The organism is Burkholderia sp. LAS2 (assembly GCF_018417615.1).
GTDB lineage: Bacteria > Pseudomonadota > Gammaproteobacteria > Burkholderiales > Burkholderiaceae > Burkholderia > Burkholderia sola.
In genome coordinates, this window is sequence record NZ_CP071052.1 from 4,070,895 (window position 1) to 4,086,037 (window position 15,143).

Here is a 15,143-nt window from a genome sequence, read left to right on the forward strand (position 1 = left end):
TACACTCCCGGTCGAGCAAGGGTTCGCGGGTGCAACAGCGCGTCCCCGGCTACGTGCCACGGCCGTCTCCAGGTTCACTGCGTCTGCCATCGCGAGTCCTCCGCCCTGCTTCAATGCAACGCTACGCACAACGCGCATAGAATGGCGTTTTCGCTCGCGTCCAACGCTTCACCCGTCCTGGAGATTTTCAATGGCTAAGCCCGCAAAGCGCGTTGCCGTCACCGGCGCCGCAGGTCAAATCGCTTACTCCCTGCTGTTCCGCATCGCGAACGGCGACCTGCTCGGCAAGGACCAGCCGGTCATCCTGCAACTGCTCGACCTCCCGCAAGCCCAAGGCGCCGTCAAGGGCGTCGTGATGGAACTCGACGATTGCGCGTTCCCGCTGCTCGCAGGCGTCGTGATCACCGACGATCCGAAGGTCGCATTCAAGGATGCAGACGTCGCGCTGCTGGTCGGTGCGCGTCCGCGCTCGAAGGGCATGGAGCGCAAGGACCTGCTGTCGGCGAACGCCGAAATCTTCACGGTTCAGGGCGCCGCGCTGAACGAAGTCGCGAGCCGCGACGTGAAGGTGCTGGTCGTCGGCAACCCGGCGAACACGAACGCGTACATCGCGATGAAGTCGGCGCCGGATCTGCCGAAGAAGAACTTCACGGCCATGCTGCGCCTCGACCACAACCGCGCGCTGTCGCAGCTCGCCGCCAAGTCGGGCAAGCCGGTCGCGTCGATCGAGAAGCTCGCCGTGTGGGGCAACCACTCGCCGACGATGTACCCGGACTTCCGCTTCGCGACCGCCGAAGGCGAATCGCTGCTGAAGCTGATCAACGACGACGTGTGGAACCGCGACACGTTCATCCCGACCGTCGGCAAGCGCGGCGCGGCGATCATCGAAGCGCGCGGCCTGTCGTCGGCGGCGTCGGCAGCCAACGCGGCGATCGACCACGTGCGTGACTGGGTGCTCGGCACGAACGGCAAGTGGGTCACGATGGGCATTCCGTCGGACGGCTCGTACGGCATCCCCGAAGACATCATCTACGGCGTGCCGGTCACCTGCGAAAACGGCGAATACAAGCGCGTCGAAGGCCTGGAAATCGACGCGTTCTCGCGCGAGAAGATGGACGGCACGCTGGCCGAGCTGCTCGAAGAGCGCGATGGCGTCGCCCACCTGCTGAAGAACTAAGCATCACGCATCGTGCCGGGCGGCCTTCGCGGCGCTCGGCTTCGGCACGGGCCGGCACGCCGCCGGCCCGGCCCGCCGATCCGATTCGCGCACGTTTTGCCGCCCGCGCCGCGCCGCGCACCGGCCCAGAGCCTGCCCGAATCCGATTTCCGCCACGTTGACCCGCTTCCCTCACGTAGAAGACATGGCCGCGCTCACTCCTGCACAAGTGCTGTACGACGGGGCGTCCCCGCCCGCGATCCTGCCCTGCTGCGATCACTACGCGGGCAGCGAGAAGCTGATGCGCAAGTCGCTCGCGCTGCAGGCCGAGCTGGGTCCCGTGTTCGACCTCACGCTCGACTGCGAGGACGGCGCGGCCGTCGGCCAGGAAGCCGCGCACGCGGCGCTCGTCGCCGACCTGCTCGGCAGCGCCGAGAACCGCTTCGGCCGCGTCGGCGTCCGCGTCCACGACTTTTCCCACCCGCACTGGCGCGACGACGTGCGCATCGTGCTGCGTGCGTCGCGCGCACCCGCCTACATCACGCTGCCGAAGATCGCGAGCGCCGCCGACGCGGCCGAAATGACCGCGTTCATCGAAGGCACGCGCCGCGAGTTCGGCATCGCGCAGCCGATCCCGGCCGACGTGCTGATCGAGACGCACGGCGCGCTCGCGCAAGCGGCCGCCCTCGCCGCGCTGCCGACGGTCGCCACGCTGAGCTTCGGGCTGATGGATTTCGTCTCCGCGCACCACGGCGCGATTCCCGATTCCGCGATGCGCTCGCCCGGCCAGTTCGATCACCCGCTCGTGCGCCGCGCGAAGCTGGAAATCGCCGCCGCCTGTCACGCGCACGGCAAGACGCCGTCGCACAACGTGACCACGGAAGTGCGCGACATGGCCGTCGTCGCCGGCGACGCCCGCCGCGCGCGCGACGAATTCGCGTTCACGCGAATGTGGAGCATCCACCCGGCGCAGATCCGCCCGATCGTCGACGCGTTCGCGCCGCGCGCCGACGAAGTCACGCTGGCCGCCGAGATCCTGCTGGCCGCGCAGGCCGCCGACTGGGGCCCGACGCGCCACGGCGATACGCTGCACGATCGCGCGAGTTATCGGTATTACTGGTCGGTGCTGCGCCGTGCGCGGGCCACCGGCCAGCCCGTACCGGACGAGGCTGCGCCGCTGTTCGGCCCGGCCGCCGCGGGCGTCGCGCCGTGAGCGCGCGCCGCCCGTCGATACACGCGTTTCATGCATTCGACGTTTCGCCAACCGGACAGACGTTTGCGAAACGACAAAAAACGTAACGGAGCCCGAAAACCTGATATACGCGCGGCCAAATAGGTGAAAATAGCGGCCGCTGCGCGCTTTCGGGGCGCGTGCAGTTTCAAACCGGCCGGCAGTTTCGATTGCCGGCCCTTGTCAACTGATTATCGAAAGGTTCTGACTCCATGAAGAAACTCCTGATCGCTACCGCCATCGGCGCCTTGTCCGCCACGATGCTGGTGTCGGCTCCGAGCGCGTTTGCCCAGGGTACGGCCACCACGACCGCGAAGAAGGCCACGGCCAAGCGCCCGGCGCCGGCCAAGCGCATCATCCCGCGCAGCAAGAAGGCGCAGGCACGCGCGGCCGCCAAGGTCGATCCGGTACCGGACGGCGCGGTCAAGTGGTCCTGTAAGGAAGGTCTGTCGTTCGACCTCGCCGGCGACATGAAGCGCGACCAGGTCGTCACGGTTCACTGGGCGAAGAAGAACTACAAGCTGCCGCGTCAAGCCACGACGACGGGCGCCGACACGTTCTACGATCCGGCCGCAGGCTTCAAGCTGGTCGTGATCCCGACCAAGGCGATGCTGTTCTCCGACGCCAACGGCGGCGAGCGCCTCGCGGACGAATGCGTGACGCCGGAAATGGCGCAAGGCACGGCAGCACCGACGCAGTCGAACGAGCTGAAGCCGGCAACGAACTAAGCGCGTTCCCTCCGGCCCCTCGATGTCCGCCCCGGTCTCCAACGTCCGCCCCGCGCCGGATTCGGTACTCGTCGACATCGTCGACTACGTGCTGAACACCGGCCTCGACAGCGCGCTCGCGCTGGAGACGGCGCGTCATTGCCTGATCGACACGCTCGGATGCGGACTCGAGGCGCTGTCCTACCCTGCCTGCACCAAGCTGCTCGGCCCCGTCGTGCCCGGCACGATCGTGCCGAACGGCGCGAAGGTGCCCGGCACGTCCTTCCAGCTCGATCCCGTCCAGGCCGCGTTCGGCATCGGCGCGATGATCCGCTGGCTGGACTTCAACGACACCTGGCTCGCCGCCGAATGGGGTCATCCGTCCGACAACCTCGGCGGGATCCTGGCGACGGCCGACTGGCTCTCCCGCACGGCCCGCGCGGCCGGCCGCCAGCCGCTCTCGATGCGCGACGTGCTGGTCGCGATGATCCAGGCCCACGAGATCCAGGGCTGCCTCGCCCTCGAGAATTCATTCAACGCGGTCGGGCTCGACCATGTGCTGCTCGTGAAGGTCGCGTCGACGGCCGTCGTCGGGCGCCTGCTCGGGCTCACGCGCGACGAGCTGATCAACGCGGTGTCCAACGCATTCATTGACGGCCACGCGCTGCGGACCTACCGCCATGCGCCGAACACAGGTTCGCGCAAATCCTGGGCGGCCGGCGACGCGACGTCCCGCGCGGTGCGCCTCGCGCTGATCGCGAAAACGGGTGAAATGGGCTATCCGTCGGCGCTCACCGCCAAGACGTGGGGCTTCTACGACGTGCTGTTCGACGGCAAGCCGTTCCGCTTCCAGCGCCCGTACGGCACGTACGTGATGGAAAACGTGCTGTTCAAGATCGCGTTCCCCGCCGAATTCCATGCGCAGACGGCCGCCGAGGCCGCGCTGCAGCTGCACGCGCAGCTCGCCGCGGCGGGCCGCACGGCCGACGACATCGGCCGGATCACGATCCGCACGCACGCGGCCGCGCTCCGCATCATCGACAAGCAGGGCCCGCTCGCCAATCCGGCCGACCGCGACCACTGCATCCAGTACATGGTCGCCGTGCCGCTGCTGTTCGGCCGGCTGACCGCGGCCGACTACGAAGACGCGGCCGCGGCGGACCCGCGCATCGACGCGCTGCGCGCGAAAACCGTGTGCGTCGAGGATCCGCAGTTCACGCAGGATTACCACGATCCGGACAAGCGATCGATCGCGAATGCGCTGACGGTCGAGTTCACGGACGGATCGAAGCTTGCCGAAGTGGCGGTCGAGTATCCGCTCGGCCATCGGCGGCGCCGTGCCGAAGGCGTCCCGCTCCTGGTCGAGAAGTTCCGGACCAACCTTGCCCGCCGTTTCCCGGCCAAGCAGCAACAAGCGATTCTCGACGTGTCGCTGGACCAGGCAAAGCTCGAAGCGATGCCGGTCGATGAGTACGTCGATCTGTATGTGATATAGCCGTCAGATACAGGACTCTTTGTTTCCTAGCCTTAAACCCAGGAAAATCACCATGGCCCACAATCTCCACAAGACCCTCAAGGAATTCGACAGCGGTTCCGGCAAAGGCAAGTTCTACTCGCTGCCGCAGCTCGGCAAGGAACTGAAGACGAAGATCGAACGCCTACCGGTGTCGATCCGCATCGTGCTCGAGTCCGTGCTGCGCAACTACGACGGCAAGAAAATCACCGAAGAGCACATCGAGCAGCTCGCGAACTGGAAGCCGACCGCGAAGCGCGTCGACGAGATTCCGTTCGTCGTGTCGCGCGTCGTGCTGCAGGATTTCACGGGCGTGCCGCTGCTCGCCGACATCGCGGCCATGCGCGGCGTCGCCGAGCGCACGGGCAAGAACCCGAAGAAGATCGAACCGCTGGTCCCGGTCGATCTCGTCGTCGACCACTCGGTCCAGATCGACTACTTCCGCCAGAAGGACGCGCTCGACCTGAACATGAAGCTGGAATTCCAGCGCAACAACGAGCGCTACCAGTTCATGAAGTGGGGCATGCAGGCGTTCGACACGTTCAAGGTCGTGCCGCCGGGCGTGGGCATCGTCCACCAGGTGAACCTCGAGTATCTGGCGCGCGGCGTCCACAAGAAGACCGACGGCGCCGACACCGTGTACTATCCGGACACCCTCGTCGGCACGGACAGCCACACGACGATGATCAACGGCATCGGCGTGGTCGGCTGGGGCGTGGGCGGCATCGAGGCGGAAGCCGGCATGCTCGGCCAGCCGGTGTACTTCCTGACGCCGGACGTCGTCGGCGTCGAGCTGAAGGGCAAGCTGATCGAAGGCGTGACGGCCACCGACCTGGTGCTGACGATCACCGAAATGCTGCGCAAGGAGAAGGTCGTCGGCAAGTTCGTCGAGTTCTTCGGCGAAGGCACGCGCTCGTTGTCGCTGCCGGACCGCGCGACGATCGGCAACATGGCGCCGGAATACGGCGCGACGATGGGCTTCTTCCCGGTCGACGAAAAGACGATCGACTACTTCGAAGGCACGGGCCGCACGAAGGCCGAAATCGCCGCGTTCGAAAACTACTTCAAGGCGCAGAACCTGTTCGGCATCCCGAACGCCGGCGACATCGACTACACGAAGGTCGTGACGCTGGATCTGACGACGGTCGCGCCGTCGCTGGCCGGCCCGAAGCGCCCGCAGGACCGCATCGAGATCGGCCACGTCAAGTCGACGTTCACCGACCTGTTCTCGAAGCCGGTCGCGGAAAACGGTTTCGCGAAGAAGGCGGACGACCTGGGCACGCAGTACACGACGAGCAACGGCGTCGACGTGAAGAACGGCGACATCCTGATCGCCGCGATCACGTCGTGCACGAACACGTCGAACCCGAGCGTGCTGCTGGCCGCCGGCCTGCTCGCGAAGAAGGCGGTCGAGGCCGGCCTCACGGTCGACCCGAAGATCAAGACCTCGCTCGCGCCGGGATCGCGCATCGTCACCGAGTACCTGACGAAGACGGGCCTGCTGCCCTACCTGTCGAAGCTCGGCTTCGAAGTCGCGGCGTACGGCTGCACGACCTGTATCGGCAACGCGGGCGACCTGACGCCGGAACTGAACGAAGCGATCACGAAGAACGACATCGTCGCGGCGGCCGTGCTGTCGGGCAACCGTAACTTCGAAGCGCGTATCCACCCGAACATCCGCGCGAACTTCCTCGCGTCGCCGCCGCTCGTCGTCGCGTACGCGATCGCCGGCAACATCACGCGCGACCTGATGACCGAGCCGGTCGGCAAGGGCAAGGGCGGCCGCGACATCTACCTCGGCGACATCTGGCCGACGAGCGATGAAATCCACGCGCTGCTCAAGTTCGCGCTCGATCCGAAGAAGTTCGAGGACAACTACTCGAAGCTGACCAAGAAGGGCGACCTCTGGAGCAAGATCGAGGGTGAGACGGGCGAGGTCTACGACTGGCCGAAGTCGACCTACATCGCCGAGCCGCCGTTCTTCGGCAACGACTTCTCGATGGAGCCGGCTGCGTCGATCCCGACCGTCAAGGGCGCGCGCGCGCTGGGCATCTTCGGCGATTCGGTCACGACCGACCACATCAGCCCGGCAGGCTCGATCAAGGAAGACTCGCCGGCAGGCAAGTGGCTGAAGGAAAACGGCGTGCAGAAGGCCGACTTCAACAGCTACGGCTCGCGCCGCGGCAACCACGACGTGATGATGCGCGGCACGTTCGCGAACGTCCGGATCAAGAACCTGATGATCCCGGCGAAGGCGGACGGCACGCGCGTCGAAGGCGGCCTGACGATCCACCAGCCGAGCGGCGAACAGCAGTCGATCTACGATGCGGCGATGCAGTACGTCGCCGCCGGCACGCCGACCGTCGTGTTCGCGGGCGAAGAGTACGGCACGGGCTCGTCGCGCGACTGGGCCGCGAAGGGCACGCAACTGCTCGGCGTGAAGGCCGTGATCGCACGCAGCTTCGAGCGGATCCACCGCTCGAACCTGGTCGGCATGGGCGTGCTGCCGCTGCAGTTCAAGGGCGCGGACAGCGTGCAGTCGCTCGGCATCACCGGCGAAGAGACGTACGACATCGAAGGCCTCGGCGACGACTTCAAGCCGCAGCAGGACGTCACGCTCGTGATTCACCGCAAGAACGGCGAAACGCAGCGTGTGCCGGTGCTGCTGCGCATCGATACGCCGATCGAAGTCGATTACTACAAGCACGGCGGGATCCTGCCGTTCGTGCTGCGCTCGCTGCTCGCAGCGTAAGCGCGCGGCCGTTGCAGGTGCCGCAGCCGCCTCGCGGGCGGTTGCGGCCGATTTGGATGCCCGACTTCGTGTCGGGCTTTTTTTCGCCTGTGCGCCGGCGGGCGTCGTAGCGACGATCGCACGGCGGCGCCCCGCTTTCGCCGAACGTCACCCGCCGGTATGCGGCTCGCGCGTCACGCCGCCTTGCTACTTCGTGCCTTCGCGCCTGCGGAAGAACCAGATCGCGCGTTCTTCTTCAGATGCGTGCGGTTGTATTCGATCGCCGCGCGCACGAGGTGCTTCAACGCCCGCTTGTCGATCTTGTCGCCTTCGAAGAAATCGATCGCGCGCCGCGCATTGCCTTCGAGACCGTCGTTGAACAGCTGGTCGGGATCGGACAGTTTCGCCCCGTGCATGAACGTGAGCTTCACCTTGCCCTTGTGCGCGTTCGCGACCGCGATCATCCCGTCGCACGACCACACGGGGCTGCCCATCCACTTCCATTCCTCGACGATGCCTTCGTCCGTCGCGAGGATCGTCTGGCGAAGCTCGGCGAACGTCTTGCCGCGCCAGTCGGTGATGCCGGCGATCAGTGCGTCGATGCGCTCGGACGGTTGCAGCTCCGTTGCACTCATGCGCGGGCCTCCGTTTGCGTGTCAGGACGCGACAACACCTGTTCGAGCGATTCGAAGAACCGTACCCAACCATACTGCGCGCCGCGGTACGCCTGCTCCTGGTCGGGGCGGAAGCCGACCTGTTCCATACGCAGGTGCGTGCCGGCCGGCGTCGGCGTGAGCGTCCACGTGACGACGCTTTCGAGGCCGTGCGCCGCCCACGTATAGGACAGCGTACGGTGCGGCTCGATCGCGAGGACCGTGCAGTCGACCGAGCCCCAGTCCGCCCGGAAACTGAACGCACGGCCCGCGACGGGCTCGAAGTCGCTCTTCATCAGCCACGCCTCGATCAGGTGCGGTTGCGTGAGCGCGCGCCAGATCTTCTCCGGCGAATGGGGCAGTTCCCGGTCAACGACGACGGAGCGCGTTTCGGTAGTGGCTTGGTTCATTACTGATCCATCCTTTTGAGCAGATCTTCGAGGGCATCGAACCGGCGCTGCCAGAAGCCTGCCATCTGGCTCGTCCAGTCGATCAACGGGGCCAGCGCTTGCGGCTGCGCGCTGTAATGCGTCTGCCGGCCTTCGTGACGGTCGTTCACGAGCCCGGCCTGCTTCAGTACGCCGAGATGCTTCGACACGGCCGGCTGCGACACGCCCGCATGGGCGGTCAGCGCGGCAACCGTCAGCTCGCCCTCCGCGCAGAGCCGCTCGAAAAGCGCGCGGCGCGTGGGATCGGCGAGTGTCCTGAAAAGCGTGTCCTGAGCTTTTTGCATGTCGTCCAAAATCCATAACCAACGGGTTATGTATTGAAGGATATCCGCTGATCGGCGCGCGTCAAGGCGGGATTTCATGAATGACATGGCTCGATCCCGCGCGACCGGCGGGTTCGTCACACCGGCTCTCGTCCACGCCCGATTCGAGCATTTCCTCTAATCCGCGATGGCGACGCGCGATCCGAAAGCGGCCTGCAAGACTGGCCGATGCGCTGTTCCACAGTTCGGGAAACGTTCGGGGTCCGCCTGCCCCGTTGTTGTGCCCGCGCGAAGCGGTTCCTGACGAGTCGCTTCCAATGACCACATAGTGCGATACGGCGCGCCGCCATTGACACGCAAACGCCGTGCATCCACGCGGCGCTTCCTTCCACGCCCGCTCACATTCCGATGCTGCAACGAACGACTCGTGCGTGCGAGCGACGCGCATTGTCGCGCCGCCGTGCCGCGAACCGGTTCCGCTCACCGGCTCCGCCATTACCGTCGCGCACGACGCCACGCGTGCAGTGATGCCCCCCGTTGTCAGAACTGACAGCTATGGAAAATGGCAGCTACCCGAACGGCATCGACGCCCTACGCTCGTCACCGCTCGCGGCCCCACAAGGGCCGGGGGTTCCAGTAACGTCGCCTCTCCTAAAAAAGGACTCCCGATGAAAAGGAACGCCTGGTTTGCCCTTCCCCTTCCGTCGCCCCGCCGCCTGGCGTGCGTGGCACCGCTCGTGTTTGCCGCCGCCGCGGCGCACGCAGCGACGGATTGGGTCGATACCCATACGAAGGCCTTTCTGACCGGCCCGCAGTTGATGGCGCGCAGTGCGGCGCCGTCGCTCGAACTGGCAGCCGGTGAAACGACCAACGTCGTCGTCAGCCTGAAGCTGCGCAACGCCGCGCAGCTCAAGCAACTGGCACGCGACGTGAACCGGCCCGGCAGCGCGCATTACCGCCAGTACCTGACGCACGAGCAGTTCCTCGCGAACTACGCGCCGACCGACGCGCAGGTAAAGTCGGTCGTCGATTATCTGCACAAGAGCGGCTTCACGAATGTCGAGGTCGCGCCGAACCGGCTGCTGATCTCCGCCAGCGGCACGGCCGGCACGGTGAAGGCCGCGTTCAACACGTCGCTCGTGCACTTCGAGTACGCGGGCCGCTCGGGGTTCGCCAACACGTCGACCGCGCAAGTGCCGCGCGCGCTCGGCGACGTGGTCGGCTCGGTGCTCGGGCTGCAAAGTGTCGCGCGTGCACGGCCGATGCTGCGCATCGGCAACGTGGCGAAGCCGCAGGCGCTCGCGGCCGGCACGGCGACGGGCCACTATCCGAAGGAATTCCCGGGCCTCTACAACGCGACCGGCGTGCCGACCGCGGCCGGCGTGACCGTCGGCATCATCACGATCGGCGGCGTGTCGCAAACGCTGCAGGACCTGAAGCAGTTCACGTCGAGCAATGGCTACGGCACGGTCTCCACGCAGACCGTCAAGACCAATGGCACGGGCGGCAGCTACTCCGACGACCAGGACGGCCAGGGCGAATGGGATCTCGACAGCCAGTCGATCGTCGGCTCGGCCGGCGGCCAGGTCGGCAAGCTGGTGTTCTACATGGCGGACCTGAACGCCGCCGGCAACACGGGCCTCACGCAGGCGTTCAACCGCGCGGTGTCGGACAACACCGCGAAGGTGATCAACGTGTCGCTCGGCTGGTGCGAAACCGATGCGGACGCGGACGGCACGCTCGACGCCGAGGAGCAGATCTTCACGACGGCCGCCGCGCAAGGCCAGACGTTCTCGGTATCGTCGGGCGACGAAGGCGTGTACGAGTGCAACAACCGCGGCTATCCGGACGGCTCGAACTACACGGTGTCGTGGCCAGCTTCGTCGCCGCACGTGCTCGCGATCGGCGGCACGACGCTCTACACGACGTCGGCGGGTGCGTTCTCGAACGAGACGGTGTGGAACGAAGGGCTCGATTCGAACGGCAAGCTGTGGGCGACGGGCGGCGGCGTCAGCACGATTCTGCCCGCGCCGTCGTGGCAGTCGGGCAGCAATCGCCGGCTGCCGGACGTCGCGTTCGACGCCGCGCAAAGCACGGGCGCGTACATCTACAACTACGGCCAGTTGCAGCAGATCGGCGGCACGAGCCTCGCCGCGCCGATTTTCACGGGCTTCTGGGCGCGTCTGCTCGCGGCGAACGGCACGGGCCTCGGCTTCCCGGCCGGCAACTTCTATGCGGACATTCCGTCGCATCCGTCGCTCGTGCGCTATGACGTCGTGTCGGGCAACAACGGCTATCAGGGGTATGGCTATACGGCGGCCACCGGCTGGGATCTGACGACCGGCTTCGGCAGCCTGAACATCGCGAACCTGAACCAGCTGATCAAGTCGGGCGGGTTCTGAGCGATGCATGAAGACCGGCGCGCGGCGATGGCTTGCCGCGCGCCGGTTGTAACTGCCCCGCGCTACTCCGTCGCCGGCTCCTCCACGCGTTCCGACACGACCGGCGCGCCGGCCCGATGCGACGGCGCGAACAGCCGCAGCCCGCTCGCGACGCTCGCCGCACCCGCGAAACCCGCACCGAGCATCAACGCAAGCGTCGGCCCGTGGCGGCCCGCGATCCCGAACGACAGCGCAACCAGCGCCGCACCCGTCGCCTGCCCGATCAGCCGCGCGGTCGCGATGATCCCGCTCGCGCCGCCGCTGCGTTCGGGCGGCGCGCTCGACATCAGCGCTTTCAGGTTCGGCGACTGGAAGAAGCCGAAGCCCGCTCCGCACAGCATCATTCTCCAGCCGATGTCGACGACGCCCGGCGACACCGGCAGCGCGGCAAGCGACACCATCCCCGCACTCAGCAACGCGAGGCCGATCGCGCCGAGCAGCCCGGGCGGATAACGGTCCGACAGCCGCCCCGCGATCGGCGCGGCGAGCGCGACGATCGCCGACCACGGCGTCATCAGGAATCCCGTCTCGACCGCACTGCGATGCAGGACGGTTTCGAAATAGAACGGCAGCGACACGAACGCGAGCCCCTGCGCGGCGAACGCGCAGACGGCGGTCAGAGCGGACAGCGTGAACACGGGCCGGCGAAACAGGTCGACCGGCAGCATCGGCGCCGGATGCCCGGCCTGGCGGCGGATCAGCAGCCAGCCGAATGCGAATGCCACCGCGGCCGCGGCGAACACGACGGAGAGCGGCCCGCGCTGCGCGAATTCGCCGAGCGCGAAAATCAGCGACGCGAACGTGATCACGTTGAACAGCGCGGCTACCGGATCGAATACATGCTTGCCGCGCGCCGTCTGCGGCAGCGACGGAATCGCCACCGCGAGCGCGAACGCGCCGAGCGGCACGTTCACCGCGAACAGCCACGGCCACGCGGCCACCGACAGGATCAGCGACGCGATCGTCGGCCCCACCGCGAACGACACGCCGACGACGAGCGCGTTGAAGCCGACGCCGCGCCCGAGCCGGTGCGCGGGAAACAGACCGCGGATCAGCGCGACGTTGACGCTCATGATCGCGCTCGCGCCAAAGCCCTGCACGATGCGCGCGGCCGTCAGCATCGGCAGTGTCGACGCGAGCGAACAGCCGAGCGACGCCAGCGTGAACACCGCCAGCCCGGCGACATACACGCGCTTGTGGCCGACGATGTCGCCGAGCGACGCGAATGGCAGCAGCGTCGCGACCATCGCGAGCTGGTACGCGTTGATGATCCACACGGACGCGGCCGGCGACGCATGCAGGTCGGTCGCGATGGCGGGCAGCGCGGTGTTCGCGATCGCGGTGTCGAGCGTCGCGAGCGCGACGGCCAGCAGCACGGCGGACATCGCACGCCAGTTGACGGCCGGCTCGTGCGCGCCGGCGGGGGAAGCGATTTCGGACAAGATGGGCTCGGCTGACGAGCGACGCACGGCGTCGCGGATTGAGCGGCGCGGCGGCGGGCGTACCGGACGGCAAGACCGGCGCGCGCGTTGCCGCGATCCGTATTGTTGCAGAGCCGCATCGAACGTGCAGGCGGCCGCTTCGTCAGTCAGCGAAACGAAAGCTTGCGGGATGCCGTGCCTGGCGCGCGGCATCGTTGAGTGCACAACGATCGACGATCCGGCGGCTGCCGGGCGGCCCGTCGGGCTCGCGCGCAGCGTCGTCGTGCGGCGCCGGGGGCCGGCCCGGCCGCGGCTGCCGGCGACGCCGTCGCGCCATCACGTCAGGTCGACCAGGTCACGACACCGCACGCCGCGCATTGCGGCCGCGCAGCCATTCGAGCGCGAGCAGCAGGCTCGTCGAGAAGATGATCAGGATCGTGGCGAGCGCAGCGATCGTCGGACTGATGTTCTCGCGGATGCCCGTGAACATCTGGCGCGGCAGCGTCGTCTGGTCGGCGCCCGCGAGAAACAGCGTGACGACCACTTCGTCGAACGACGTCGCGAACGCGAACAGTGCGCCCGACATCACGCCCGGCGCGATCACCGGCAGCGTCACGCGGAAGAACGTCGTAACCGGGTTCGCGCCGAGCGACAGGCTCGCGCGCACGAGGTTATGGTTGAAGCCCTGCAGCGTCGCGGCCACCGTCGTCACGACGAACGGCACGCCGAGCGCCGCGTGCGCGGCGATCAGCCCCGTGTAGGTATTCGCGAGCCCGAGCGGCGCGAAGAACAGGTACATGCCGACACCGACCACGACGACCGGCACGATCATCGGCGACAGCAGCACGGCCATCAGCAGCCCCTTGCCGCGGAAGTCGGCTTTCGTCAGGCCGATGGCCGCGAGCGTGCCGAGCACCGTCGCGACGACGGTCGCCGACGGCGCGACGATGAAGCTGTTTTTCGCGGCCATCCGCCATTCGTCCGATGCGAGCAGGTTCTCGTACCAGCGCGTCGAGAAACCCGGGATCGGATAGACGAGGAACGTGCTCGACGAGAACGACAGCGGCACGATCGCGAGCACCGGCAGGATCAGGTACAGCAGCGTCAGCACGACGAGCACGCGCAGCGCGACGTACCACGCGCGCTCGACGAACGACATGTGCGGCGCGAACAGCGGCCTGGCGAGTTTCATGGTCGGCATCCCCTTCCCGTTTCCCTGTGCCCGGCGCTCAGCCGAGGCTCACGTTGGTGCGCGTGAAGCGCCCGTACACCGCATACAGCACGAGCGTCGCCGCGAGCAGCAGCCCGCCGAGCGCACACGCCATGCCCCAGTTGATCGTCACGTTCGTGAAGTACGCGACGTAGTAGCTGACCATCTGGTCGTTCGGCCCGCCGAGCAGCGCGGGCGTGATGTAGTAGCCGATCGCGAGGATGAACACGAGCAGCGCGCCCGCGCCGACGCCCGGATAGGTCTGCGGCACGTACACGCGCCAGAACGCGGCGAACGGATGGCTGCCGAGCGACACGGCCGCGCGCTGGTAGGTCGGCGGAATCGACTTCATCACGCTGTAGAGCGGCAGGATCATGAACGGCAGCAGGATGTGCGTCATCGAGATATACACGCCGACGCGATTGAACAGCAGCGTCAGCGGATGCGAGATCAGCCCGCTGCCGAGCAGCGCCGTGTTGATCAGCCCTTCGCTCTGCAGCAGCACGATCCATGCGGCGACGCGCACGAGTACCGACGTCCAGAACGGAATCAGCACGAGGATCATCACGAGGTTCGCGCGCCGTTCCGACAGCGTCGAGATCCAGTACGCGAGCGGATAGCCGAGCAGCAGCGCGAACAGCGTGACGGCCACGCCGATCACGAACGTGCGGCCGAAGATCGCGACGTAGATCGACTGGTCGGGGTCGGCCTGCACGATGTGGCCGAAGCCGTCCTGCTTGTGGTCGAGCGCGGCGAGCAGATAGAACGGCGACACCTGGCTGCCGTTCTTCGCAATCGACTGCCAGTACGCGACGTCGCCCCAGCGCGCATCGAGATCGATGAATTTCGCGCGCGTCTGTGCGGGCGTCAGCGCCGCGTCATTGTCGCCCTTCAGCGGCATCGCGCGCGCCGTCTTCGCGACGAGCGAGCGATAGCCGGGAATCTCGGTGTTCAGGCGCCTTGCGAGCGCGCCCATCGCTTCGCTGTCGGCCACCTTCGTCATGTCGGCCGCGAGCGCGACATAGGCCGCATCCGCCGGCGGCGTCTTGCGATCCCAGCCCGACAGCGCGGCGACCGTGTTCGGCAACGCGGTCGCGATCTCCGGGTTCTGCACCGCGCGCGTGAGCAGCGTGCCGATCGGCACGACGAAAATCAGCAGCAGGAAAATCGCGAGCGGCGCGATCAGCAGCAGCGCCATCGTGCGCTTGCGGGACTCGGCGGCCTTCAGCTCGCGCTTGAGCGCGGCGGTCGACGGCGAGGAAGGCGCGATCGTCATCGTATTCAAGAGTTCTCTCCGGCCGGGCACGTTCCGGCGGAATGCCGCGCGACGCGATCGACGCGTCGCGCGGCCGGTTGCATCACGACACC

At 67.1% G+C, this 15,143-nt stretch carries 12 protein-coding genes; 6 read left to right on the top strand and 6 right to left on the bottom strand.

Annotated features, from left to right (window positions below; all coding sequences use genetic code 11):
* The first annotated feature begins 190 nt into the window (after positions 1-190).
* The 5 genes from JYG37_RS18735 to acnA all read left to right on the top strand — a co-directional run bounded on the left by JYG37_RS18735 (position 191) and on the right by acnA (position 7,359).
* The gene (locus JYG37_RS18735; protein WP_006479357.1) at positions 191-1,177 is read left to right on the top strand and encodes a malate dehydrogenase; all 987 of its coding nucleotides are present in this window, start codon (positions 191-193) and stop codon (positions 1,175-1,177) included.
* A gap of 184 nt (positions 1,178-1,361) precedes the next feature.
* The gene (locus JYG37_RS18740; protein ID WP_124679704.1) at positions 1,362-2,369 is read left to right on the top strand and encodes an HpcH/HpaI aldolase/citrate lyase family protein; all 1,008 of its coding nucleotides are present in this window, start codon (positions 1,362-1,364) and stop codon (positions 2,367-2,369) included.
* A 230-nt stretch (positions 2,370-2,599) separates the two neighbouring features.
* The gene (locus JYG37_RS18745) at positions 2,600-3,115 is read left to right on the top strand and encodes a hypothetical protein (protein WP_050011294.1); all 516 of its coding nucleotides are present in this window, start codon (positions 2,600-2,602) and stop codon (positions 3,113-3,115) included.
* A 22-nt stretch (positions 3,116-3,137) separates the two neighbouring features.
* Positions 3,138-4,589, top strand: coding sequence for a bifunctional 2-methylcitrate dehydratase/aconitate hydratase (locus tag JYG37_RS18750; protein WP_213345707.1), 1,452 nt, complete (start codon positions 3,138-3,140; stop codon positions 4,587-4,589).
* A 52-nt stretch (positions 4,590-4,641) separates the two neighbouring features.
* On the top strand, positions 4,642-7,359 hold the full coding sequence (gene acnA, locus JYG37_RS18755; RefSeq protein WP_124679702.1) for an aconitate hydratase AcnA: 2,718 nt from the start codon (positions 4,642-4,644) through the stop codon (positions 7,357-7,359).
* 173 nt (positions 7,360-7,532) lie between these two features.
* Here acnA and JYG37_RS18760 read toward each other — a convergent pair whose 3' ends face one another.
* From JYG37_RS18760 to JYG37_RS18770, 3 genes are read right to left on the bottom strand one after another with little or no spacing between them, the layout of a single operon-like run.
* Entirely contained in the window at positions 7,533-7,973 is a 441-nt protein-coding gene (locus JYG37_RS18760) for a DUF1801 domain-containing protein (RefSeq protein WP_089489157.1), read from the bottom strand.
* The gene (locus tag JYG37_RS18765; protein ID WP_089489156.1) at positions 7,970-8,401 is read right to left on the bottom strand and encodes an SRPBCC family protein; all 432 of its coding nucleotides are present in this window, start codon (positions 8,399-8,401) and stop codon (positions 7,970-7,972) included. The genes JYG37_RS18760 and JYG37_RS18765 overlap by 4 nt, the downstream gene beginning before the upstream one ends.
* Positions 8,401-8,724 (bottom strand): ArsR/SmtB family transcription factor, encoded by a 324-nt coding sequence (locus tag JYG37_RS18770; protein ID WP_050011403.1) that lies wholly within the window; start codon positions 8,722-8,724, stop codon positions 8,401-8,403. The genes JYG37_RS18765 and JYG37_RS18770 overlap by 1 nt, the downstream gene beginning before the upstream one ends.
* A gap of 647 nt (positions 8,725-9,371) precedes the next feature.
* Between JYG37_RS18770 and JYG37_RS18775 the strand changes: the two genes are divergently transcribed.
* Positions 9,372-11,105 carry a S53 family peptidase gene (locus JYG37_RS18775; protein WP_213345708.1) on the top strand — a complete coding sequence of 578 codons (1,734 nt, stop codon included), beginning with the start codon at positions 9,372-9,374 and terminating at the stop codon, positions 11,103-11,105.
* 62 nt (positions 11,106-11,167) lie between these two features.
* Here the strand turns inward: JYG37_RS18775 and JYG37_RS18780 are convergent, their stop codons facing one another.
* The 3 genes from JYG37_RS18780 to JYG37_RS18790 form a co-directional block, all read right to left on the bottom strand.
* Positions 11,168-12,586: an MFS transporter gene (locus JYG37_RS18780; RefSeq protein WP_213345709.1), complete on the bottom strand. Its 1,419-nt coding sequence runs from the start codon at positions 12,584-12,586 to the stop codon at positions 11,168-11,170.
* Positions 12,587-12,920: 334 nt separating this feature from the next.
* Positions 12,921-13,757: an ABC transporter permease gene (locus JYG37_RS18785; protein ID WP_050011405.1), complete on the bottom strand. Its 837-nt coding sequence runs from the start codon at positions 13,755-13,757 to the stop codon at positions 12,921-12,923.
* Between the two features lie 37 nt (positions 13,758-13,794).
* Complete coding sequence (locus JYG37_RS18790; RefSeq protein ID WP_176015517.1) at positions 13,795-15,051, bottom strand: ABC transporter permease; 1,257 nt, start codon at positions 15,049-15,051, stop codon at positions 13,795-13,797.
* Positions 15,052-15,143: the final 92 nt, after the last annotated feature.

Excerpts from the sequence above, each read along its gene's own strand:
- JYG37_RS18735 (WP_006479357.1), top strand. The coding sequence starts at position 191 with ATGGCTAAGCCCGCAAAGCGCGTTGCCGTCACCGGCGCCGCAGGTCAA.
- JYG37_RS18740 (WP_124679704.1), top strand. The coding sequence starts at position 1,362 with ATGGCCGCGCTCACTCCTGCACAAGTGCTGTACGACGGGGCGTCCCCG.
- JYG37_RS18745 (WP_050011294.1), top strand. The coding sequence starts at position 2,600 with ATGAAGAAACTCCTGATCGCTACCGCCATCGGCGCCTTGTCCGCCACG.
- JYG37_RS18750 (WP_213345707.1), top strand. The coding sequence starts at position 3,138 with ATGTCCGCCCCGGTCTCCAACGTCCGCCCCGCGCCGGATTCGGTACTC.
- acnA (WP_124679702.1), top strand. The coding sequence starts at position 4,642 with ATGGCCCACAATCTCCACAAGACCCTCAAGGAATTCGACAGCGGTTCC.
- JYG37_RS18760 (WP_089489157.1), bottom strand. The coding sequence starts at position 7,973 with ATGAGTGCAACGGAGCTGCAACCGTCCGAGCGCATCGACGCACTGATC.
- JYG37_RS18765 (WP_089489156.1), bottom strand. The coding sequence starts at position 8,401 with ATGAACCAAGCCACTACCGAAACGCGCTCCGTCGTCGTTGACCGGGAA.
- JYG37_RS18770 (WP_050011403.1), bottom strand. The coding sequence starts at position 8,724 with ATGCAAAAAGCTCAGGACACGCTTTTCAGGACACTCGCCGATCCCACG.
- JYG37_RS18775 (WP_213345708.1), top strand. The coding sequence starts at position 9,372 with ATGAAAAGGAACGCCTGGTTTGCCCTTCCCCTTCCGTCGCCCCGCCGC.
- JYG37_RS18785 (WP_050011405.1), bottom strand. The coding sequence starts at position 13,757 with ATGAAACTCGCCAGGCCGCTGTTCGCGCCGCACATGTCGTTCGTCGAG.
- JYG37_RS18790 (WP_176015517.1), bottom strand. The coding sequence starts at position 15,051 with ATGACGATCGCGCCTTCCTCGCCGTCGACCGCCGCGCTCAAGCGCGAG.